Origin of the sequence: Microcoleus sp. A006_D1 (genome assembly GCF_036702805.1) — a bacterium.
GTDB lineage: Bacteria > Cyanobacteriota > Cyanobacteriia > Cyanobacteriales > Microcoleaceae > Microcoleus.
The window spans coordinates 228,050-250,492 of the sequence record NZ_JAUBVZ010000010.1; the positions used below are offsets into that span (position 1 = coordinate 228,050).

A 22,443-nucleotide genomic window follows, 5' to 3' on the forward strand; every position below is an offset into this window, starting at 1 on the left:
GAGTTGTGATGTTTGTAGATTCGGACGTACGGTTAAAACCGCGGGAGAGTCAAACGATGTCCGCCTCCGCGGTGTCAAGAGGATAACGTATTTTAACCGCCCACTCTTCAACCCGCGGAGGCGGGTTTTGCTTGTATAGACGCGGTTTCAACCGCCCTGTCTTCTGTGTTCTCGAAATTATTATTTAAATTTTCCTAAACGGTGTAGTGAATAATTCTCATATCTATGCAACAAATCAAAAAGCCCGATCGAATGCCTGAAGCCTTCTCTCAGGGTCAAAAAACTCGCTTTTTCACTTTCTTGCAAAGAGTTTTAATTGGAACTCTAGCGAGTACATTACTCAATCTTTTCATCCTATTTCCCTCTCCGAGTTTCGCGGAAGTAGTTCTAGGCGTTGTTCGCAGTTCCGAGAATTCTCCCGATTGGGTGAAGATTACCACCCGCCTCTGGGAAAGCGGCATTGCTTACAAACCAATCAATCTCGAACAAATCAAAACTGCGGCGGATTTAGCAGGCGTTAACGTGCTGTTTTTGCCCAACATTGAAACTTTGACGGCACCGCAAATTAGAGTTTTAGAAGCTTGGGCCTCCCAGGGCGGCCGCTTGATTGCTTCGGGCCCCGTCGGCCGCAGTTCCCCGGCTTTGGTGCGCCAATCTTTGCGATCGCTCCTCGGGGCTTATTGGGCTTTTCCGTTAACCCAGCGGGCGGCACCACAACCCCGCACCCGCTGCCGGGATCTCGCCTGCACCACTTCTAGCAACTGGGTTCCCGCAGAACAACAAAATGCCTCAGTCCAAGGCGGTGTCTTGATTCCCGCCGACGCGAACAGTCAAACTGTCGCTACTTGGAAAGATAGTTCCGGTTCCTCCGCTGCGATCGCCACCGATCGCGCTACCTATCTCGGCTGGCGCTGGGGTAGCGACGGTTCGGCAACTATAGATAAAGCTTGGCTGCAAGCCTCGATCGCCCGCTGGGGAGGAACAATCGGTTCGCCTGTTGCGCCGTCAACAGCCGCCGCGCCCCCAATCCCAACTCCCCCCTCAAGAGTCACCAGAAACACCCCTAGTTCGCCGCGCAATACCCCACTGAGCAGACTTTCTCCATCGGGTGCACTTCCCGATCCAGTACCTGCAACTTTTACAGACCCTTCGGATCAGTCCGCGCCGGCGGGTTTGGACGTGCAGGCAAATTCTAACAAGCCGATCGTCAGCATTGAAGCCTACTTGATGCGCCAAGAACTCACCAACCTCCTGGGCCGATTTGAAAGCGCCCTGACAGCATCTAATTCAGGCAATACCGCTGTCAATCTCAGTGCTCCTACTCCCGCTCAATTGGTGGCGGGAAGCAACAGTGCCGGCGGCCCGGCTGCGAGTCGTCCGTCTGTTGTGCAAGGGCCTAGGGTGCGGGCGATCGCCCAAGCGCGGCAGGTTTTGCAAACTTTTGACCAACTCCTGCAACAGCAAAACTACGCGGAGGCTAGACAGCAGTGGGTGCAAGCGCGACAGTTGCTATGGCAAAATTACCCCCAAGAAGGGCAGCGGGTTGGATCGGAAATCCGCGCGGTTTGGCTCGATCGCGGTACGATCGTCGCAGCTCGATCTGAACAAGGTTTGGCCGCCGTGTTCGATCGACTCGCCGCCGCCGGTATCAACACCGTTTTCTTTGAAACTTTAAATGCCGGATATCCAATTTATCCCAGTCAAGTTGCACCGCAACAAAACCCCCTCACAGTTGGCTGGGACCCGCTGGAATCTGGCGTTAAACTAGCTCACGAGCGAGGCATGGAATTGCACGCTTGGGTGTGGACTTTTGCCACCGGAAATAAACGCCACAATACTTTAATTGGCAAGCCGGGTTCTTATCCTGGGCCGGTGCTTTCCGCTTATCCAAATTGGGCAAATATTGACAATAAAGGACGCATACAAAATCCTAACGATGGTAAATTTTATCTCGATCCGGCAAACCCGGAAGCGCGCAGTTATTTGCTGCGAATTATCAGCGAAATTACCAGCCGCTACAAAGTAGATGGCGTGCAATTAGACTATATTCGCTATCCTTTTCAAGATGACAATGCTGGTTTTACCTACGGTTATGGTGTTGCCGCGAGACAGCAATTTAAGCAGTTGACTGGTGTAGATCCGGTGAATATTTCTCCCAGTGACGGCAGTTTGTGGCGGCAGTGGGTTGAGTTCAAAACTAATAAAATCAACACTTTTGTAGCTGAAGTTTCTCAACTTTTGCGGTCTAATTCTTCCCGCACAATTCTGTCGGTGGCAGTATTTCCGCACCCGGAAAGTCAGCGGATTTACAAAATTCAGCAAAATTGGGAAGTTTGGGCTCGTCAAGGCATTGTAGACTTGATTGTACCGATGACTTATGCTTTGGATACTAACCGACTTCAGCGCGTTACTGAACCGTTGGCGAAGGAACAAATGCTCGGTTCGGCTTTGATTTCTCCCTCGGTTAAGTTGTTGAGTCTCCCGGAAGTTGTGGCGATCGACCAAATTCAAGCTTTGCGCGATTTGCCGACTGGGGGCTATGCTATTTTTGCGGTGGAAAGTATCAGCAGCGGGATGCAGGGCTTTTTTAACCGCACTCAAGGACGCCCCGTGCGTTCCACTTCTGCTTCGGAACCTATTCCTTACCGGCAGCCGTTTGCAGCCGCAGCTTCGCGGTATACTGCTCTCAAGCAGGAATGGAGTTTTTTGTTGGCTAACAATCAGTTGCGGGTGTCGGAATCTGAACTGAAAGTGCTCAAAAGTCGATCGGACGAATTGGCGCAAGCTTTGAGCAAATTGGCGGCCAATCCTTCTACAGAAAGTTTAGCAACTGCTAAAAGATTGTTGGCGAGTTTTAAATCTCAATTTCAATCTTCCATGCGCTTGCATTCTGCCGACAATAGCTATCAGGTGCAAACTTGGCAAAATCGTTTGGAAAGCTTGGATATGCTGTTGCGTTACGGCGAAAGGGTGGAGTTGAATCGCAGGTAAAATCAGCTTTTTGCGCGATCGGGCGGCTCCTCCTAGTTTTTTCAAAAAAAATGTGCTACACATACCTGGTTGACAGCGCTGCTGCCAACCCTAGGCGCTGCGCCAAAAACCAAACAGCAAAAGAGAAAAAAGCATCGCGCAGCAGTGACCAACAGAGCGATCGCATCAATTATCTGTATTAGCAGTTACGGAAGAACTGCAAGCAGAAATACGTTATAGTTATTTCAATCCATACCTTCTACTATTACCATATATTCATAGCGCGAAAGTCATGGATACACCGATAACTATTTTTTATTTCTCTTAACCAATTACCATTACCTATTACCTATTAGCAATTAGCAATTACCAGTTACCATTACCAATTACCAATTACCCATTACTCTTAGGATGAATATGTTTCCTAAACCGCTCAATCGCTTTGCTACCAAAATAATCGGCAAAGTTCCATTACAAACTGTGCTCGTGGTTCCTTTTTTAGTGCAAATTGTCGGCACGGTAGGAGTTGTCGGTTGGCTGTCGTTCCAAAACGGTCAGCGCGCAGTTAACGATGTCGCTACTCAGTTGCGGGGAGAAATTAGCGATCGCATCAAAGACCGTATGGAAAATTATATGTCAATTCCCCACATTGTCAATCACCTCAACGTTCAAGGCGTAAAATTGGGGCAGTTGAACCTAGAAGACAAACAAAAATTAGAAATTCATTTTCTCGAACAAATTCAATATTTTGATACAATCAGCATCATTTATATAGCCCAAGAAAATGGAGACCACTCAGGAGCAATCCGCACTAAAGATCGGATTATGATATCTGCGGCTGACAAATCGACTGGCAACAAATTAGCTCGATATACTGGTGACTCTCAGGGAAATCGCGTTCAATTAATGGAAACTTCGCCCAACATTTATGACCCGCGAATTCGCCCTTGGTACATAGCAGCCGCCGCCGCAAAAAAACCTGTTTGGACTCCAATTTATACAGATTTTTTGACTAGAGAACTGGCAATTACTGCCGCTTTACCTATGTACGACGACGCTGGCAAGCTGTTAGGAGTAGCTGGTAGCGATTTGCTGTTTTCCAAAATCAAAGAATTTCTCGTCAGCCTCAAAATTGGCAAGTCGGGGCAAACTTTTTTGATGGAGAGATCCGGGATGTTAATTGCCACTTCAACGGCGACTCAAGAATTTGCGGTGGAAGGTAAAGAAGCAAAACGCATCAAAGCTTCAGAAAGCGAGAATCCCGTAATTCGCCAAACCGCACAGCATTTAGATAAATCCTACGACAGCTTAGCCAAAGTCAAGAATTCTGAACAGCTTAGTTTTGATATTGATGGCAAGCAAAATTTTATTCAGGTAACTCCTTTTCAAGACAATCGAGGGTTAGATTGGCTGATTGTGGTAGTTGTGCCAGAGTCCGACTTTATGGAGCAAATTAACGCTAATACACGCACCACATTTTTGCTGTCAATTGCAGCTTTGATTGGGGCGACAATTCTGGGGATTCTGACTGCAAAATGGGTGGTGCAGCCGATTTTAAAATTGAATGCGGCGGCCAAAGCTTTGGCGCGGAATGAATGGGATACTAAGCTCACTCTGAATCGTGAAGATGAACTCGGAGAACTTGCCGCTGCTTTTAACAGCATGGCAGAGCAATTGCAGCATTCATTTACTTCGCTCTCGGAAAACGAAAATCGAGTCAAACAATTTCTAAATGCAGTACCGCTAGGCATTTTTATTGCAGAGCCAAACGGTCAACCTCACTATATTAATCCTACAGGAAAGCAACTTTTAGGTCAAGGAATTGTCGCTGCAAATTCTGAAAATTTGCGCCAAGCTTACAAAGTTTATTTAGCTGGAACTAAGGAAATTTACCCGGCGGAGCGAGACCCAGTTTTAAATGCTTTGCAGGGCAAAAGTGTCACTGTTGATGACATGGAAATCTGCTCGCCTGACAAAACTGTTCCCCTGCAAGTTTCGGGAACTCCTATTTATGACGCGCAAGGAAATATTATCTATGGGATGTGCGCTTTTCAAGATATTACGGAACGTAAGCTAGCGGAGAAACTGTTAAGGGAATACAACCAAAATTTAGCTGTGCAAGTTGCAGAACGCACGTCCGATCTTGCTAAGGCAAAAGAAAAGTTTGCTAAAGCTTTTCGTTCTAGTCCAAATGCGATTACCATCACGAGAATCAGTGACGGTCGCCACATAGAAGTTAATGACAGTTTTTGTCGGATGATTGGCTACAGTCAGGAGCAAATTATTGGTAAAACAGCGGTAGAACTGAATTTTTGGGCGACTTTAGCAGAACGCGATCGCATGATTCAAATGTTGAAAAACAAGACGGCAATTCACAATTATGAGCTGAGGTTTCGTAATAAAAGTGGTGCAGAAAGAACGGCGCTGCTGTCGATTGAAACCATTGATATTGACGGAGAAGCTTGTTTTCTGTCGATTTCTAGCGATATTACCGATCGCCAAAAAGCAGAAACCGCTCTCCGGGAAGCAGAAGAAAAGTACCGCAACATTTATGAAAATGCTTTGAATGGCATTTTTCAAACTGCTGCTGACGGGAAATACATCAGCGCTAACCCGGCTTTAGCTGAGCTCTACGGTTACGAATCGCCCGCAGAATTAATCGCAGCACAGCCGAATTTCAATAACCAGCTTTACGTAAATCCCAACCGCCGCGGCGAATTTACAGCGCTGATGAACGAGTACGGAATTCTGTCAAACTTTGAAGCGGAAATTTACCGCAAAGATCGCAGCATTATCTGGATTTCCGAAAATTGTCGCGCTGTCTGCGATCCAGCAGGAAATCTACTTTACTACGAAGGTTTTATCAAAGACATTACTGATAGCAAAGAAGCGGAAATCAAAATGCTACAGGCGAAAGAAGCCGCCGAAGCAGCCAACAAAGCTAAAAGTACCTTTCTCGCCAACATGAGTCACGAATTGCGATCGCCCTTGAACGCAGTCATCGGCTTTGCTCAAGTCATGATCCGCAGTAAAAATCTGTCTCGGGAAAATCAAGAAGATGTCGGAATTATCCTGCGGAGTGGCGAACATTTGCTGGCTTTAATCAACCAAGTTTTAGACTTGTCAAAAATCGAAGCCGGACGCACTACAATCTATGAAAAAAGCTTCGATTTGTATCGATTGCTCGGCGATTTAGAAGATATGTTTGCTCTCAAAGCTGAGGAAAAAGGCTTGCAATTAATGTTCGATCGGGAGGCGGAAGTTCCCCATTACATTTGCACCGATGAAGTTAAATTGCGCCAAGTCTTAATTAATTTGCTCAACAATGCCATTAAATTTACTTCCGAAGGCGGAGTTTCGGTGCAAGTTAAAGGAGGCAGGGGGAAGCTACACAAAAACAGCACCAATCAATTGCCCGGCCGCTACTGGCTGCATTTTGAAGTTCAAGATACTGGCGCAGGCATTGCTGCTGAGGAAATCCCTCAGTTGTTTGAAGCATTTGTGCAGACCAAAAGCGGTAAAGATTCTCAGGAAGGAACGGGTTTGGGTTTAGCGATCAGCCGCCAATTTGTGCAATTAATGGGAGGTGAAATTACTGTGATCAGCGATGTCGGAAAGGGTGCAATGTTTCAGTTTGACATCCAAGTTCATCTGGTTGAAGCTGCTGATATTGAAAGCAAAAAAACTCAACATCGAGTTGTTGCCCTCGAACCGAATCAGCCGCGTTATCGCTTGCTAATTGTGGACGACAAACCTCTGAACCGCCAACTGTTGGTAAAACTTCTGAGTCCGCTAGGATTTGAGTTGAGAGAAGCGAATAACGGTAAAGAAGCTGTGGATATTTTTAGGGAGTGGGAACCGCATCTGATTTGGATGGACATGAGAATGCCTGTGATGGACGGGTACGAGGCTACGAAACAGATTAAAACTACAACTGGCGGGCAAGCAACGGCGATTGTGGCTCTGACTGCTAGCGTTTTGGAGGAGGAACGGGCGGTGATTCTTTCGGCGGGTTGCGATGATTTTATGCGGAAACCGTTCCGGGAAGAGGATATCTTTGCGGCAATTGGGAAACATTTGGGAGTACGCTATATTTATGAAGATCCTGCACCAGTGAGTGTGGCAGGTGCAGGGGATTCAAGTCAGGAGGTGCTGACACCGGAGGCGATCGCCTCTCTTTCTCCCGAGTGGATGGTTGAATTCAAGCAAAATATTTTGAGTGTGGACATGGAGGCGATCGCTAGTTCGATCGCACAAATCCACACTGTCAACCCCTCTCTTGCGGACACGCTTCAAGATTGTATTAATAATTTTGAATACGACAAAATTTTGAACACGATAGATCGCAGCGAACAACAATAAATACAGATGAATTCAACTTTACCTAAACCCAATCGAGCTAATATTTTAGTAGTGGACGACACGCCAGAAAACCTGCGGCTGCTGGCAGGAATTTTGAGCGAAAAAGGCTATCAAGTTCGGCCGGTTCCCAACGGCAAGCTAGCACTGTCTGCTGCTCAAAAAATGCCCCCAGATCTAGTGCTGCTGGATATTATGATGCCGGAGATGGACGGCTATGAAGTTTGTCAGAGGCTCAAAGATTCTGAAGTAACAAAAGACATTCCGGTGATTTTCATCAGTGCGATTAACGACGTGATGGATAAAGTTAAAGCTTTTGGAGTTGGGGGAGTGGATTTTATTACCAAACCGTTTCAAGTTGAAGAAGTTTTAGCCCGGATCGACACTCATTTAAAAATTTGTTCGCTGCAACAAAGTTTACAAGAAAAAAATCAAGATTTAGCAACTGCCATCCACCAACTGCAAGCCACCCAAGAGCAGTTGATTCAATCGGAAAAAATGGCGGCACTGGGACAACTGATTGCCGGCATTGCTCACGAAATCAATACCCCGCTGGGCATTATAGGTTCCTCTATTGATAATATCGCTAATTTTTGGGACGATAATTTAGTAAAAATGCCTCAATTTTTTCAACAGTTGTCTGGAGAAAGCCAAACTTATTTTTTAAGTTTAGTGTACAGAGCAACTCATCAAGAAAGTTCATTTACAAGTAAAGAAAAGCGCAAATTTAAGCAGTTGATTCGCGATTTAATCCGAGAATCTGTGGAAAATCCAGAGGAAATTGCGGATACCTTAGTTGACATGGAAATTTACCAGGACATTGAACAGTTGTTGCCACTTTTTAAATTGCCTGATTGGGAAGTGATTTTAAATACTGCTTACCAGTTTTCGAGTTTTAAAAGAAGTATTAATCTGATCCAAAGAGCGACAGCTAAGTCGGGAAAAGTAGTATTTGCCTTGAAAAGCTACGCTCATTTTGATAGCAAGCAAGAAAAAATTCAGGCGAACTTACACGACGGGATTGAAACCGTGTTAACGCTTTATCAAAATCAACTGAAACAGGGTATAGAGGTAGTTAAAAATTATGGAAATTTACCCAAAATAGTCTGCTATCCCGATGAATTGAATCAAGTTTGGACGAATCTCATTCACAATGCCCTGCAAGCAATGGATTATAAAGGTACTTTGACTATTGAAACTCACCAGCAAGAGGCAAATATTGTCTTAAAATTTACTGATAACGGCAAAGGCATTCCCACAGAAGTTCTTCCCAAAATTTTTCAGCCATTTTTTACGACTAAATCTGCGGGAGAAGGTAGCGGTTTGGGATTGGATATTGTGAGAAAAATTCTTGAGAAACACGAAGGCACAATTGCTGTAGAGTCGGTACCGGGGCAGACAACCTTTACTGTCTCGCTGCCAATCTATTAACCAAAATTTACACCAGTTAAAAAAGAATGGAATTGTCATCAGTGATGCCCAACCCCGATAGTCTTTTGTCATGCTCAATCGAAAATCCCCAATGCGAAAATCTCAAATGCTATTACCCGCAGGGGGTGATTCTCGGTGAGACTGGCGGCTGTCTCGCTGACAAACACAAAATTTATTGCGATCGATCCGGTTTCGGTTCAGATCTCCTATTAAAATAAGATAGGGAACAGATTTCTTCGTGCATCCTGCCCCGCAATCAATTATGTAGAAGCAAGTCATGTCGGTAAATCCACTAAAATCAAATCGGAGAGAAAAAGATGAGTAAACCTGTAATTCTTTGCGTTGACGACGAGCCGGATATATTGAATACTCTCAAGATGCAGCTTAAAAATGAATTTAAAGATGATTATTTTTACGAATTAGCTGAAAGTGGTGATGAAGCTTTAGATTTACTTGAGGAGTTTCCTACAGAAGATGAGGTGATTGTTGTTGTTTCTGATTGGCTAATGCCGGGAATTAAAGGTGACGAGCTGTTAATTAAGATTCACCAAAAATATCCTAAAATTATTAAGGTGATGTTGACTGGACAAGCGGATGCAGAGGCGGTGCAGCGGGCAGTACAAGCAGCAGATTTACACTGCTGTTTGTACAAACCGTGGAATAGCAAAGAGTTAATAGAGACGATAAAATCTGGGCTGGCTAAGTTATGAAAAAACCTGTGATTGTTTGTATTGATGACGAACCTGATGTTTTGAACAGTTTAAAGATTGAACTGAAAAAGGCGATCGGGGATCAGTGTATTATTGAAACGGCTGAGGGGGGGGCTGATGCTTTAGAGTTGCTGGCAGATTTGCAGGCCGATGAATACGAGATTGCTTTGGTGCTTTCCGATTATATCATGCCGGATATTAAAGGGGACGAACTGCTGAAACAAATTCACGAACGCTCGCCGGATACGCTGACGATTATGCTGACGGGACAAGCAGATTTGGAAGCTCTGAGCAATGCGATTAAGTATGCTAAATTGTACCGTTATATCCCTAAACCTTGGCAAAATGAAGACTTAAAATTAACGGTAGTAGAAGCAGTTCACAGTTACTTGCAAGACCAAAAGTTAACAGATGAAATCCACAAGCGGCAAGAAGTAAATGAGGAGTTAAAGGTAGTAAATGAGGCGCTGTCGGCGAGTGAAAGCCGCCTGAATCAATTTTTAGAAGCTTTGCCAGTGGGGGTATCTGTTTACAATCCTGACGGTTCGATCGCCTATTTCAACCAGACAGCCCGGGATTTGCTGGGTGCAGACATTATCCCGGAAAGCACTGCGGAACAATTAGCTGCAACTTATCAACTTTATGTTGCTAATACTGATGAGCTTTACCCGCCGGATAATTTGCCCATTTTGCGCGCGCTCAAAGGAGAATTTGTCAAGGTTGATGATGTAGAAATCCGTCAAAATGGCAAAATAATTGCGCTCGAAATCAATACTACGCCGATTTTTGACGCTAGGGGCAATATTGCTTATGCGATCGCAGCTTTTCAAGATATTAGCGATCGCAAACAAGCCGAAAAAATACTAGCAGATTACCAGCATACCTTAGAAGTCCAAATTGACGAACGCACAGAACAACTGCAACAAGCCGCCTTAGCTGCTGAAGCAGCAAACAAAGCTAAAAGCACGTTTCTGGCCAATATGAGCCACGAGTTGCGAACCCCTCTCAATTCCATACTCGGGTTTGCACAAATCATGGAACCCAGCCCGAATCTTAATGTCGAAAACCGAGAAAATATGAGAATTATTCGCCGCAGCGGCGAACACTTGCTGACGCTGATCAATCAAGCCTTAGACTTGTCAAAAATCGAAGCGGGGCGGATGGCGATCGACCCGAAAAACTTTGACCTCTACCGCTTGCTAGACGACTTGCAAGATATGTTTCAACTGCGGGCACAAACTCAAGAATTGCAGTTGCTTTTTCAGCGCGAGGATGACGTTCCTCAGTACGTGCGAACCGATGATGTTAAACTGCGACAAGTGCTGATCAATCTCCTCAGCAATGCCATTAAATTTACGCTATCGGGCGGGATTATCTTAAGAGTTAGAAAGTTAGAAAGGTCGGGATTTATTGATTTATTGGAGAGTTCCACAGCTTTTTTTGATACGGCAAGAAGTATTCGGGAATTTGCCATAACTAGCAGGGATTTGGCAAGGGTTGAATTGATGGAGGCTCAGGATTCAGATATCGATCCGGTGGTTTTCCTTCAGTTTGAAATAGAAGATACAGGAGTTGGCATTTCTGCGGAAGAATTGGGCCAGGTTTTTAATGCCTTTGTGCAAACAGCCTCCGGTCAAAAAGCTCAGAAAGGCACGGGTTTAGGGTTGACTATCAGCCGTCAATTTGTCCGCCTGATGGGAGGAGAAATCGTCGTAGAAAGTCAACTGGAACTCGGCACTACTTTTAAATTTGAGATTCCAGTCGGTGCGGTTTATGCTGCTGATGTTCCCGCCCCGCAAATTAACCGCGAAGTTACTGGGTTGGAACCAAATCAACCGTGCTACCGGATTTTAATTGTGGACGATCGCGAAGACAATCGCCAACTTTTAGTCAAACTGCTTTCTCCCTTGGGTTTCGCAGTGCAACAGGCTAGCAACGGCTGCGAAGCAATTGAAATGTGGGAAAATTGGCACCCGCACTTAATTTTGATGGATGTGCGAATGCCAGTGATGGACGGCTATGAAGCTACTAAAGAAATTAAGGCTAGAATACAGCAGAGAGAACAAGAGCAGCAAGGAAACGGGGAAATGAATATTTCCCATCCCGAATCCCCGATTCCGAAGATTGTTGCTTTGACAGCTAGTACAATTGAAGGCAGGCGATCGTTTGCTTTATTGGTCGGCTGCGACGATTTTATTAGCAAACCTTTCCGCAAAACAGATATATTTGATACCCTTAACCAACACTTGGGGGTTAAGTATCTCTACTCTAACTCAACTGATTTCACGTCAACGGGCGATCGAAATAATCTATCTGACTCCCCCTCTAATGCTGCGCTTGCTTATTTACCCAAACTTCCCGCAGAATGGATAGACAACATGAAGCAGGTAATCCGTAATGCTGATTTTGACTTAATTGCCAGGACAATCGAGGAAGTAAGGGATGCTCATCCTGAATTTGCCGAAATTCTCCAGGGTCATCTCGATAATTTTGATTACCAGAAAATTCTCAATTTAATTGCCGAGGCGGAGGAATCAGATAATGCAGATGAAGGCGAAACAAACTGAAAACTATCAAGCAGATATTTTAGTAGTTGACGATACGCCAGATAATCTGCGTTTGTTGATTAGAATTCTGCAAAAAAATGGCTATAAAGTTAGACCTGTTACTAATGGTTTTTCTGCCCTAGATGCAATTCAATCTAGCGCACCAGATTTGATTTTGCTCGATATTATGATGCCGGATATTGACGGCTACGAACTATGTAAAAATTTGAAATCACAACCGCAATATAGGGAAATTCCCATCATTTTTCTCAGCGCGCTAGAAGAAGGAATAAATAAGGCAAAAGCTTTTGAAGTGGGCGGGGCAGATTATATAACAAAACCTTTTCAGGTGAAAGAAGTATTGGCGCGAGTCAGCAATCAACTTACTGTGCGTTCCTTGCAAATGCAATTGCAAGAAAAAAATGAAAAGTTGACCGCTCAAAATGTCCAGTTGCACCAGGAAATCGCCGAACGGCGCCAGGTTGAAATGGAAACGAGGTTGCTGCTGAAGGCAACTCAAGCTATTAGCAAATCTGAGGATTTTGAGTCTGCTATAGATGTGATTTTAGGTTTAATTTGCGAAACTATTGAATGGAATCTGGGCGAAGCTTGGATTCCTTGCAGTGACGGCGTTTTAAAGTGCGCTACAGGCAGGTACGTCAGCGACTTGAGTTTTGCACAATTCCGACAGACAAGTTGGCAGTTAACTTTTCCTGCTGGTGTGGGACTCCCGGGGAGGATTTGGCAGTCGCAGCAGTCTGAATGGATCGAGGATATTTCTATTGCACCTTATCAAGTTTTTTTGCGATCGGAGATTGCGGTGAATGTGGGATTAAAAGCGGCTTTTGGTGTGCCTATTTTGGCGGAAAACCAAGTGTTAGCTATTTTGATTTTTTATCGCGAGAAAGTTCTAGAATGTCAGCCGCGGTTGTTGGAATTAGTGAGTGCTGTTGCTACGCAGCTCGGTTCGCTGATTCAGCGGAAACAAGCTGAGGCGGCGCTGAAGTTGCAGCAAGAGCAAACAGAGAAATTGCTGCTGAATATTTTACCGAAACCTATTGCCGATCGCTTGCAAAAAGAGCAAAAGTTGATCGCGGATCATTTTGATGAGGTGACGGTATTGTTTGCTGATTTGGTGGGTTTTACAGAGTTTTCGGCTCACAAAAGTCCGACGCAGTTGGTGGAAATTTTGAACGGGATTTTCTCGGAGTTCGATAGGTTGTCTGAGTTGCACGGGTTGGAGAAGATTAAGACGATTGGAGATGCTTACATGGTGGTTGGGGGTTTGCCGACGGCGCGACAGGATCACGCGGAGGCGATCGCCCTTTTAGCTTTGGAGATGCAGGCAGCTTTGAGAAGGTTTAATGTCAAAATTGGAGAAGGTTTTGAATTGCGGATCGGGATTCACAGCGGTTCTGTGGTGGCGGGAATTATTGGGATTAGCAAATTTAGCTATGATTTGTGGGGGGATACGGTGAATGTTGCTTCGCGGATGGAGTCGAACGGATTGCCTGGTAAAATTCAAGTGACGGTGGCGACTTACGAGCGTTTGAAAGAGCAGTTTGTTTTTGAAGAACGGGGTGAGATTCCGGTTAAAGGTAAAGGGACAATGCTGACTTACTGGTTGATTGAAGAACAAAATAAATCTATTTAGTTTTGAGAGGTCAATTTCAATTAAGATATTAAAATAAGATACCAATACGGTTCAGATAAGCCAGATCCCCCCTAGCCCCCCTTAAAAAGGGGGGGACAAGAAATTCATCAAAGTCCCCCTTTTTAAGGGGGATTTAGGGGGATCTCCGGGTAATAAAAATTGTTAACCAAAGCGTATTAAAATTAGATCGGACTTGCACTTTCAGGAGGGATAATCCTTTGCAAACAGTTGAAAAAAAATCGCCGACAGTATTGAAAAGAGTTCTAGTTGTTTTAATATCACTGGTAGCTGTAGCCGTACTGTCGATCGCAACTTTTACCCTAATTCCCGGAGAAAAAACAATGTTTGCTGGAAAAAGACCTGCCAATATCGGTATTGTGTCAGGAAAACTCGCCGCGTGTCCCAGTTCCCCCAACTGTGTCAGCAGCTTCAGTCAAGATGCGGAACACCAAGTTCAGCCTTTGACATACACTTCGTCGGCTACAGAAGCAATGGCAAAGCTCAAAGAGGCGATCGAGTCCTTGGGCAAAACTAAAATTATCTCCGCAACTGATAATTACCTCTATGCGGAGTTCACGAGTGCTTTGATGGGGTTTGTGGATGATGTGGAATTTTTGGTAGATGATGGGGCAAAGGTGATTCATGTGCGATCGGCTTCGCGTCTGGGAGAGTCAGATTTAGGAGTCAACCGCAAAAGGATAGAAACAATCAGAGCTCTACTAAATCAACTGTGAGCTAATTTCTAGCTGTCAAGGAAGCCCCTCTCCTACCAGATGAGGGGCTTTGATGTTTGTAATTTCGTTTAACCTGACTTAAACGCTAGGAGCCCGCTCCACCGGGTTTCTAGTTTACTCTGCGGAAGCTGCTATGACTCGATCGCGTTCGTAAACCCGGTTTCTGCGTAAGTCCTGTTTGTATAAACCAGCTCTAATGCTGAGCCTGCAAAGAGGGGAAATTTGCGCCTGTAGGAAGTTGAAAAGGTGAGGAATACCTGAGTGCGCTATCGCCGACACCGAGCTGTATTCCTATAGTATTAAGCTCCTTCAATTTAACACTTCAGACTTTAGGGAGAGGGAAGTCTACCAATTAATTTCTACTATTAATTTAAGTAGAGCGAAAAAGGAAAAAACACATGGCACTTCAAAGCATAGCTGATTTTGAACCGAACTATAAGGAAGAAATCTTTGCTGGAGAAGACATCAAGGGATTTGATGTTTATGCCGGCGACTCTGATGAAAAAGTAGGTACCGTTTATGACGCTTTGGTTGATGAAACTGGCAAGTTTCGGTATCTGGTAGTTGATACGGGTATTTGGATTTTTGGCAAAAAAGTATTGCTGCCGATCGGCTCGGCCCGCTTCGACTACGGAGCGCATCGCGTTCACGCCACAGGTCTTCGCAGCAAAGCTCAAGCAGAACAACTGCCGGCTTACAATGAAGCAGAACCATTAGATTACGATGGCGAAGAACAGGTAAGAGGCGTCTACCGCAATCAAGGCACTGTTGCGGCCAGCACTCCAGCCAGCACAGCAGCCATCACAGCAGCTCCTGCTAGCTACGATCGCAGCAACTACAGCTACGATCTCGATCGCCCCCTCTACGAAACCAACGAACAGAACCACCAAAATTTCAAGCTTTATGAAGAGCGCTTGATTGCTAACAAAAACCGCGCCAAAACAGGCGAAGTAGCAGTTGGCAAGCGTGTGGAAACTCAAACAGCAAAAGCTTCAGTACCCATTGAAAAAGAACGAGTCGTAATCGAGCGAGTAACGCCCGTAGAAGCGGGTCGAGTAGTTTCAGTCGGTGACGCTGACTTCCAATCAGGGGAAGTTGCACGCATGGAAGTCTACGAAGAAACTGCCGACATTCACAAGGAAGCCTTCGTGCGCGAAGAAGTCAACATCAGAAAAGAAGTTGTCCGCAGCACAGTTGACGGCGAAGAAACATTGCGCCGTGAAGAATTAGACATTAAGACCGATGGAACTCCGGTTGTAGATGATAAAAATATCTAAACCAACCGCAGAAGGTCTTGAATAGGAATTGCGGATCGATCGCATAATTCTGTGTCCGCGCAGGTTTTAACTGTGGCATCGCGCAATTCCTAGATAGGACGTACGGTTGAAACCGCGTCTACAAAAACGAAGTCCGCCTCCGCTCCCTTAACGAAGATTAAGTAATTTTCACCGCCCGTTCTTCAACCCGCTCCCGTCGCGTGAGAGTTTGTATAGACGCGGTTTCAACCGCCCGGTATTCTTTCCCCGCCTTTACCAATTCGCCATTACCAATTCATAATAAAAATCCCTAAGCAGGAAAGTTTAAAAAATGAACGGTCAAGCATCAGCAGAAAAAATAGCAACTGCCAAATCAATTAGTCGTCTCAACCAGGTGCCGGAAAAAGTCAGAACTAAGCTAAAAAGTTTTACAGTCAAAGATAATCAAGGTCACTTAGCAGGCCAAATAAAAGATGTATATTTTGATGCTAACGGTCAGCTGAACTTTGTGGTAGCAGGGCTAGGTGCCGAAAACTCCCGCATTTTTTTAGTAAGTATTAAGCTGCTAAAAAAAGTTGATTATCACCAAAAAGCGCTGTTTTTAAGTATTAATTCGGATCGAGTCGATCGCCTGCCGGGAATTTCGGCAAATGGCGAGCCTCAGTCTTTAGCAATTTCCTCTGAACAGAGCAGTGAAGCGAGCAACAGCGAGTCAACTAATCCCTCAACAGTTATGTCAAATCTAACAGATGCCGAACTCACAAATGAGAATTTAGAGACAAGTGAAGACGAGGAAAACTTTGATATTGTCGATCAAGATGTGATTCGCCTGCTAGAAGAACGATTGGTGATCAATCGCAGCAAGCGCAAAGTCGGCGAAGTCATTGTCCGCAAAGAAATTGAAACTCGCATGGTACAAGTTCCCATCCAGTGGGAAAAGCTGATTGTCGAACAAGTCGGCGACGATCCTAAGGTGTTGGCAGAAATAGATTTGGGTGAGGGACACATCACCGGTATAGATTTGACGGAGATTAAGAGCGATCGCCACGAGCCCACAGTTAAGGCAGAATTTACTTCTGTGCAGAAAGCGAGCAAAATCTTAAACTCGATCGCCTCTCAACCCCGCCACGGTTGCGTAAAAGTCCGCATAGAGCTGGTTTTGGAGAACAAGCAACTAGAGGAAACTTACCAAAAATGGATGACGGAAAGCCACTCCGATAGTTAAACTATTTGTCCTCCAGGCTGTGGACTTTAGCTATTAGCGAGAAACTTAATCTAAAAGCGGACTGTGGCGAGTGCTGCGGTTGGGCAACTTCACCGCCACATACTAAAATTGTGTCCGATAAATTAACCCGAATTTTGGTAGGGGCGTCTTCACCAATATCTCTAATATCAGCCCGAGAGCCGTAAACCCGCTCCGACCGGGATACTCCACAAAATTGTACCGAATTGCGGTAAGATTGTGGTGGTCAAATTTAGAAGTATTTGAAAATGCCCAGCACCATCTCCGACATTAAAGTAAAAACGATCGCAGGCGCAGACAAGCAGCTAGGAGAGTACGCTGGCAAGGTACTCTTGATAGTTAACGTAGCTTCCCAATGCGGCTATACACCCCAATATAAAGGACTCGAAGAATTGAGCCAGAAGTACGCCGCTGCGGGACTGCGCGTGTTAGGATTTCCCTGCAACGACTTCGGAGCTCAAGAACCGGGAAGTAACGCAGAAATCGTCAATTTCTGCACTACAAAATACGGCGTCACCTTTGAATTATTTGATAAAGTACGCGCCAAAGGCAGCCAGCAGCACCCGCTGTACGCTAAGCTTACCAGTGCAGTCGATCCCAAAGGTGAGGTTTCTTGGAATTTTGAGAAATTCTTAGTTAGCAAACAGGGTGAAGTGGTTGCCAGATTCCGCAGCAGCGTGGGCCCAGATTCGCCAGAATTGAGCGCTGCTATTGATCGAGAATTGGCAAAATAAGAAATAAGAAGTTTGTAGTTTGTAGGGTGTGCTTAGCAAGCACCGATTGACTTTGCCTCCCATCGCACCGGCATCGGCGGACTTTTTCGGTGCGCCCTACAAGATTAGCAGACAACCAATCAGCAATTAATAAATACCGATGATGGGATTATTTAATTGGAGAACTGTTTAATTTAATGGAAAATACATCGGGATTAGATTTAGCTGTAGGTTTACTTGCCTTCGCGATTCTGGGAGGCGGGCTGGCCATGCTATTTGTAGGTATGGCATCGTTCCCTAAAGAAAAGTAAGTAGTCGTAGGGTGTGTCGCCATGAAAAATATCCAAATAAATATCGACAATATTAGAGCGACGCACCTGACAAGCATGACCCGTGCCAACAAACCAAACACTTCTTTTGTTGCAAAATTTTTAGAAATGGTATAAGTAGGTGGGTACAAATAAACCTCGGATGGGGAGGGCGGGTTTTGCCTTGATAAACTGTTTTGTATCATAGATTTTGGGCTAAACCCGCCCCTACAAGATACTATTTTTTTGGCAATGACCTACTTACAAACTCTGGATTAATCTAAGAGCATTCAATTTTAACACTCGCAATTGACCATCATGCAAACTACGCAAAATACCGTCAAAATTGCCCTCGCGCCCGGGAACTTGCGCCGCGTTCATCATATCGCTTTAAACGTGCGCGATATGAATGCTTCTCGCCACTTCTACGGTACAATTCTCGGCTTGCACGAATTAACAGGTGCGGAAATTCCCGCAAGTTTAACAGAAATGGTCGCCGCCGGTAAAGTCGCTAATTTCATCACTCCAGACGACGGTACTGTGATTGACTTATTTTGGCAGCCAGATTTGGAACCGCCAAACCCAGACCCGGAAAAGGCTTTTACTCGCGCTAATCACTTGGCTTTTGATATCGATCGCGATTTGTTCGATCGCGCTCTGGAAGTGCTAAAGTCAAATCAAATTGCGATCGACAGCGGCCCCGTCACGCGCGCTACAGGACGCGGCATTTACTTTTACGATCCTGATGGATTTATCATCGAAATCCGCTGCGATCCAGTTTAAACAGGCGGTGGGGGCCGTACATCCTACAGGGGCGAGTTGGTTTATTTTCAGTCTTTGCTAACAGGTTGCTTCGGCCAAGTAAACCCAAAAATTGCTCCCTCACCTTCGGCAGATTCTAGGGAAATACTGCCACCTTGAGCTTCGACAATTTTCTTCACCAGCGACAAACCAATCCCAGTATTTTCAACTTTATCGCGAGCTTCCAAAGTCTGAAAAATTACAAAAACTTTATCGTGATATTGAGGAGCAATTCCCGGCCCATCATCTGCAACAGAAAACTCGTAAAAGTCATCTAACTCTTTAACCGATATGTTTACGTAACCGGAATCAGCTCGATTGTGTTTGATGGCGTTGCTAATTAAATTAGCAAAAACCTGTTGCAACGGCAATCTTTCGGTCACAAAAGTTGGCATTCCCGGTTCAACTTTCACCTCAAATCCCGACGGCGGCGCTAACGAATCAATAATTTCTGCTAATAACTTCTCAACTTTTACCGTTTCTGAAGCTACTTGAATGCGTCCGACGCGGGAATATAGCAGCAGTCCCTCAATCAAAGCTTCCATGCGGTGAACTCTGCCGCGCAGCAGGTTCATTTGGTGCACAGTATCCTCTGTCATCGCGTCGCTGAGGTCTTCTTCTATCCAACTGCTGAGATTGGCGATCGCCCTGAGCGGCGCTTTCAAATCGTGAGAAACTACATAAGCAAACTGGTCTAATTCTTGATTCCGCTTTCTTAAACTATTCGTCGTTTGAGCCAGATTTTGCGCCGTCAACCTCAATTCTTGAGCGCGCAACCTGAGCGATTCCTCCGCTTGTTTGCGATCCCTAATATCTTCTACCACACCCATCAGAAATTGAGTGCCATTTTGTTCTCGCAGCAGCGAAACCGTCAAGTTTGCCCACACCAACTCTCCGTCTTTGCGGATGTAGCGCTTTTCCAGAGAGAAATTTTCAATTTCTCCTGCTAATAATTGGCGCACAAGTTCCAGTTCGCTTGCCAAATCTCCGGGCCAAGTAATCTCCTGAAATCTTTTCTCCACCAATTCTGGGCGGCTGTAGCCCAAAATATCGCAAAGTTTTTGATTGACTAACAGCAACTTGCCTGTCACACTCGCTTGAACCATGCCGACTGCGGCTTGTTCAAAAGTATCTCGAAACCGCTGTGCGCTTTGGGCTAAAGCAATTTCTGAGCGCTTGCGATCGCTAATATCGTTGGTGATTTCCAAAATAGCCAGCGGTTGATCTTGCTCGTCGCGCTGCAAAGTCCACCGGCTTGCCACCGTGATTTTTGTGCCGTCTTCCTTGGTGCGTACCAGTTCGCCTTGCCAAAATCCCTGCTCGAAAAACACTTTTTGAATTGCCTCCAAAGGTTGCGGCCATTCTGTTTGCAAAAGCTCGTGAATATTTTTGCCGATGGCTTCCGACTTCCGCCACCCGTAGAGCCACTTCGCCCCCAAATTCCAATAAGAAATCGCCCCGTTCAAGTCGAGTACCGCGATCGTATCGTTCGCCAAATCCAGCATTTGCGCTTGCTTGCGCAGAGTTTCTTCAGCTTGTTTCCGTCTTCCCGCGTCGCGGCAAATCGCAATAAACAAGTGTTGATCTGCCAGACGCATTTCGCTGACAGCCAACTCCATCGGAAACTTAGTTCCGTCGTTGCGAAGTCCAACTGTTTCTTGCTGGTAAGTCTTGAGCTTAGCATCGGGATTTAACACAAAATATTCGATCGAATAATCCCCGGCGCTGATGTGCGGCTGCGGTTGAGCTATCAGTCTGCGGAGGTTTGATCCAATTGTGCGATCGGCCCTCTCGCCAAAAATCTTTTCGGCGGCCGCATTAAAAGACTCAATATTTCCCTGTTCGTCCAAAGTAATAATCCCGTCAGCCGCATTGTCTACCACAGCTTGAATGCGAGCTTTACTTTCTTGCAACCCAGCTTCCCGCTGCCTCAATTCCTGCTCTAAACTATCAAATAAATACCAGGCAGCCGCTGCACCCAAACAGCCTAAAAGCAAACCAGCAACTTGCACGAAATTAGTTAAATCTATCAACTCCCGTATTTGCCGCTCTAAACCGTTCCGGTAGGCTTCGCTGGCATCAGCAAACCCATCAATTTTTTCTCGCAGCTTATCCATCTTCAATTTGCCTTGAGCGAACGCCTGAATTGTTGCCGGCGACTGCACTTTTGTTGCCGAAATGTCGAGCTGATTCAAAGTGTTTTGCAAGAAATTTATATGCTGTTCGCTACTTTTTTTGATTTCTTCAAATTTCTGAGCTTGCAGTTGATTTTCTCGCACCATAGCCTTGAGTTTAGCCAGCAGCGGAGGCAAACTCTTTTTCGCTTCTAAATATGGTTCTAGAAATTCGCGGCGCTTCGTCAACCCGTAACCCCGAATGCCCGTTTCTGCATCCACCACCGTTTTTAACAAGCGGTTAGTTTCCTGAAGTATTGCCTTATTATTATCTACTCGCCTTCTTACCTGTAGGGTACTATCCCGCAGCCCTGCAATTGCCATCAGCGAAGCAAACAGACAAATCGCGGGGATAGCAACGATTACTGTTCCCCGCTGGCGAATTGGTCGGTCTGTCCATACAAATTGGACGAAGCGATCGAGCAAATACTTCACGGATGTTGAAGGAGAAAGTTTGCTGGCATTATATCAGTTTTTGACAATTTATGCTAGGGATAAGTTTGTTTTATTTGTTGGGCGATCGCCGGGGACTAACCGCGGAAACTAGATTAGGCCCCTGCAATAGCTACCTGCTGAGAGTAACAACAGATTTTTTAGTAAGCTTTTTAAAGGTCGGCAAGGAGAAGGAAAGAGTTTTTTTCGGCAGCGAGACTGTACGCGAAGCAGAAAGACTCGTTTCTACTTTACCTTCATTTTCGTTTTCGGCTTTTGCTCTCAAACTAGAGTCTGTTTCCGAAGCGTTCTGAGCTGTTGGAACTACAGTCATCCACCTGCCTGTAGCGGGATCGCGATGACAAGTGAAAGGATTTGTTTTTAGCGGTTGACTGCAAGGTTTAATCATGTCGAGATGCACTCCTTTGATTCTGAGAATTTGCCCGCTGATGAAGGCTACATTGCGATCGAGGCAGTAGAGGCAGCAGTTTCAAGATTCAAAGGATTTCGCAAAAGGCACCCATTCTGTTTTTTCGTTCTGATACCTTTGATACTTCCTGATTTCCTGTTAACTTTTGCTTTCTACTGGTTGGCAAGTATAATACGATTTGTAGCAAATTGCCTTTCTCTAAGCAATCCCCCACCCCCCCTTAGTGAGGTTGAGGTGCGACTGGTGAAGCCAGCGAGGTGCCACGTCCTGCTGGCGGTACAGTTTTGGGAGAATAAGGGTATTGTAGTCTGGGAAAAAATGTTAATGTGTGATGGGAAACAGAGGTCAAGCGCGATCGGTGTCACAATTTAATTGGGAATAGGTAATTGGTCATTGGTCATTGGTCATTGGTCATTGGTAATTGGTAATTGGTAATTGGTAATTGGTAATTGGTAATTGGTAATTGGTAATTGGTAATTATTTCATCTTTCAGCCATCAGTTAAATCCGTTAAATCCATCGCGTACTCGTTGCCTTATTCCTAACAACTAACAACTAACAACTAACAACTAACAACCAACAACTAACAACCAACAACTAACAACCAACAACTAACAACTAACAACTAACAACTAACAACTAACAACTAACAACTAACAACTAACAACTAACAACTAACAACT

General features: G+C 45.2%; 14 protein-coding genes. 12 read left to right on the forward strand and 2 right to left on the reverse strand.

Going from position 1 to position 22,443, the window contains the following annotated elements; genetic code table 11:
• Positions 1-225: 225 nt before the first annotated feature.
• From QUB68_RS19525 to QUB68_RS19580, 12 genes are all read left to right on the forward strand, one after another.
• Positions 226-2,991, forward strand: coding sequence for a glycoside hydrolase family 10 protein (locus tag QUB68_RS19525; protein WP_332995544.1), 2,766 nt, complete (start codon positions 226-228; stop codon positions 2,989-2,991).
• Between the two features lie 50 nt (positions 2,992-3,041).
• Positions 3,042-3,173 (forward strand): hypothetical protein, encoded by a 132-nt coding sequence (locus QUB68_RS19530; protein ID WP_332995546.1) that lies wholly within the window; start codon positions 3,042-3,044, stop codon positions 3,171-3,173.
• A 214-nt stretch (positions 3,174-3,387) separates the two neighbouring features.
• On the forward strand, positions 3,388-7,332 hold the full coding sequence (locus tag QUB68_RS19535) for a PAS domain S-box protein (protein ID WP_332995548.1): 3,945 nt from the start codon (positions 3,388-3,390) through the stop codon (positions 7,330-7,332).
• A gap of 6 nt (positions 7,333-7,338) precedes the next feature.
• Positions 7,339-8,760: a hybrid sensor histidine kinase/response regulator gene (locus QUB68_RS19540; RefSeq protein ID WP_332995550.1), complete on the forward strand. Its 1,422-nt coding sequence runs from the start codon at positions 7,339-7,341 to the stop codon at positions 8,758-8,760.
• A 317-nt stretch (positions 8,761-9,077) separates the two neighbouring features.
• The gene (locus QUB68_RS19545) at positions 9,078-9,470 is read left to right on the forward strand and encodes a response regulator (RefSeq protein ID WP_332995552.1); all 393 of its coding nucleotides are present in this window, start codon (positions 9,078-9,080) and stop codon (positions 9,468-9,470) included.
• A complete protein-coding gene (locus QUB68_RS19550; protein ID WP_332995554.1) occupies positions 9,467-12,037 on the forward strand; it encodes a response regulator in 2,571 nt (856 codons plus the stop codon). Before QUB68_RS19545 ends, QUB68_RS19550 begins: the two co-directional genes overlap by 4 nt.
• Positions 12,012-13,670, forward strand: coding sequence for an adenylate/guanylate cyclase domain-containing protein (locus tag QUB68_RS19555; RefSeq protein ID WP_332995556.1), 1,659 nt, complete (start codon positions 12,012-12,014; stop codon positions 13,668-13,670). The genes QUB68_RS19550 and QUB68_RS19555 overlap by 26 nt, the downstream gene beginning before the upstream one ends.
• 218 nt (positions 13,671-13,888) lie before the next feature.
• A complete protein-coding gene (locus QUB68_RS19560; RefSeq protein ID WP_332995558.1) occupies positions 13,889-14,404 on the forward strand; it encodes a DUF1499 domain-containing protein in 516 nt (171 codons plus the stop codon).
• A 398-nt stretch (positions 14,405-14,802) separates the two neighbouring features.
• Positions 14,803-15,681 (forward strand): DUF2382 domain-containing protein, encoded by an 879-nt coding sequence (locus tag QUB68_RS19565; RefSeq protein WP_332995560.1) that lies wholly within the window; start codon positions 14,803-14,805, stop codon positions 15,679-15,681.
• Between the two features lie 310 nt (positions 15,682-15,991).
• Entirely contained in the window at positions 15,992-16,885 is an 894-nt protein-coding gene (locus QUB68_RS19570) for a YsnF/AvaK domain-containing protein (RefSeq protein WP_332995562.1), read from the forward strand.
• A 266-nt stretch (positions 16,886-17,151) separates the two neighbouring features.
• On the forward strand, positions 17,152-17,637 hold the full coding sequence (locus tag QUB68_RS19575; RefSeq protein ID WP_332995564.1) for a glutathione peroxidase: 486 nt from the start codon (positions 17,152-17,154) through the stop codon (positions 17,635-17,637).
• A gap of 605 nt (positions 17,638-18,242) precedes the next feature.
• The gene (locus QUB68_RS19580) at positions 18,243-18,707 is read left to right on the forward strand and encodes a VOC family protein (protein ID WP_332995566.1); all 465 of its coding nucleotides are present in this window, start codon (positions 18,243-18,245) and stop codon (positions 18,705-18,707) included.
• Between the two features lie 47 nt (positions 18,708-18,754).
• Here QUB68_RS19580 and QUB68_RS19585 read toward each other — a convergent pair whose 3' ends face one another.
• A complete protein-coding gene (locus QUB68_RS19585; RefSeq protein WP_332995568.1) occupies positions 18,755-21,334 on the reverse strand; it encodes a PAS domain S-box protein in 2,580 nt (859 codons plus the stop codon).
• A 130-nt stretch (positions 21,335-21,464) separates the two neighbouring features.
• Complete coding sequence (locus QUB68_RS19590) at positions 21,465-21,740, reverse strand: hypothetical protein (RefSeq protein ID WP_332995570.1); 276 nt, start codon at positions 21,738-21,740, stop codon at positions 21,465-21,467.
• Positions 21,741-22,443 lie beyond the last annotated feature (703 nt).

Bases quoted from the DNA above. Each gene is read 5' to 3' on its own strand.
- QUB68_RS19575 (WP_332995564.1), top strand. From the start codon at position 17,152: ATGCCCAGCACCATCTCCGACATTAAAGTAAAAACGATCGCAGGCGCA.
- QUB68_RS19535 (WP_332995548.1), top strand. From the start codon at position 3,388: ATGTTTCCTAAACCGCTCAATCGCTTTGCTACCAAAATAATCGGCAAA.
- QUB68_RS19525 (WP_332995544.1), top strand. From the start codon at position 226: ATGCAACAAATCAAAAAGCCCGATCGAATGCCTGAAGCCTTCTCTCAG.
- QUB68_RS19565 (WP_332995560.1), top strand. From the start codon at position 14,803: ATGGCACTTCAAAGCATAGCTGATTTTGAACCGAACTATAAGGAAGAA.
- QUB68_RS19555 (WP_332995556.1), top strand. From the start codon at position 12,012: ATGCAGATGAAGGCGAAACAAACTGAAAACTATCAAGCAGATATTTTA.
- QUB68_RS19545 (WP_332995552.1), top strand. From the start codon at position 9,078: ATGAGTAAACCTGTAATTCTTTGCGTTGACGACGAGCCGGATATATTG.
- QUB68_RS19550 (WP_332995554.1), top strand. From the start codon at position 9,467: ATGAAAAAACCTGTGATTGTTTGTATTGATGACGAACCTGATGTTTTG.
- QUB68_RS19540 (WP_332995550.1), top strand. From the start codon at position 7,339: ATGAATTCAACTTTACCTAAACCCAATCGAGCTAATATTTTAGTAGTG.
- QUB68_RS19580 (WP_332995566.1), top strand. From the start codon at position 18,243: ATGCAAACTACGCAAAATACCGTCAAAATTGCCCTCGCGCCCGGGAAC.
- QUB68_RS19570 (WP_332995562.1), top strand. From the start codon at position 15,992: ATGAACGGTCAAGCATCAGCAGAAAAAATAGCAACTGCCAAATCAATT.
- QUB68_RS19590 (WP_332995570.1), bottom strand. From the start codon at position 21,740: ATGATTAAACCTTGCAGTCAACCGCTAAAAACAAATCCTTTCACTTGT.
- QUB68_RS19530 (WP_332995546.1), top strand. From the start codon at position 3,042: ATGTGCTACACATACCTGGTTGACAGCGCTGCTGCCAACCCTAGGCGC.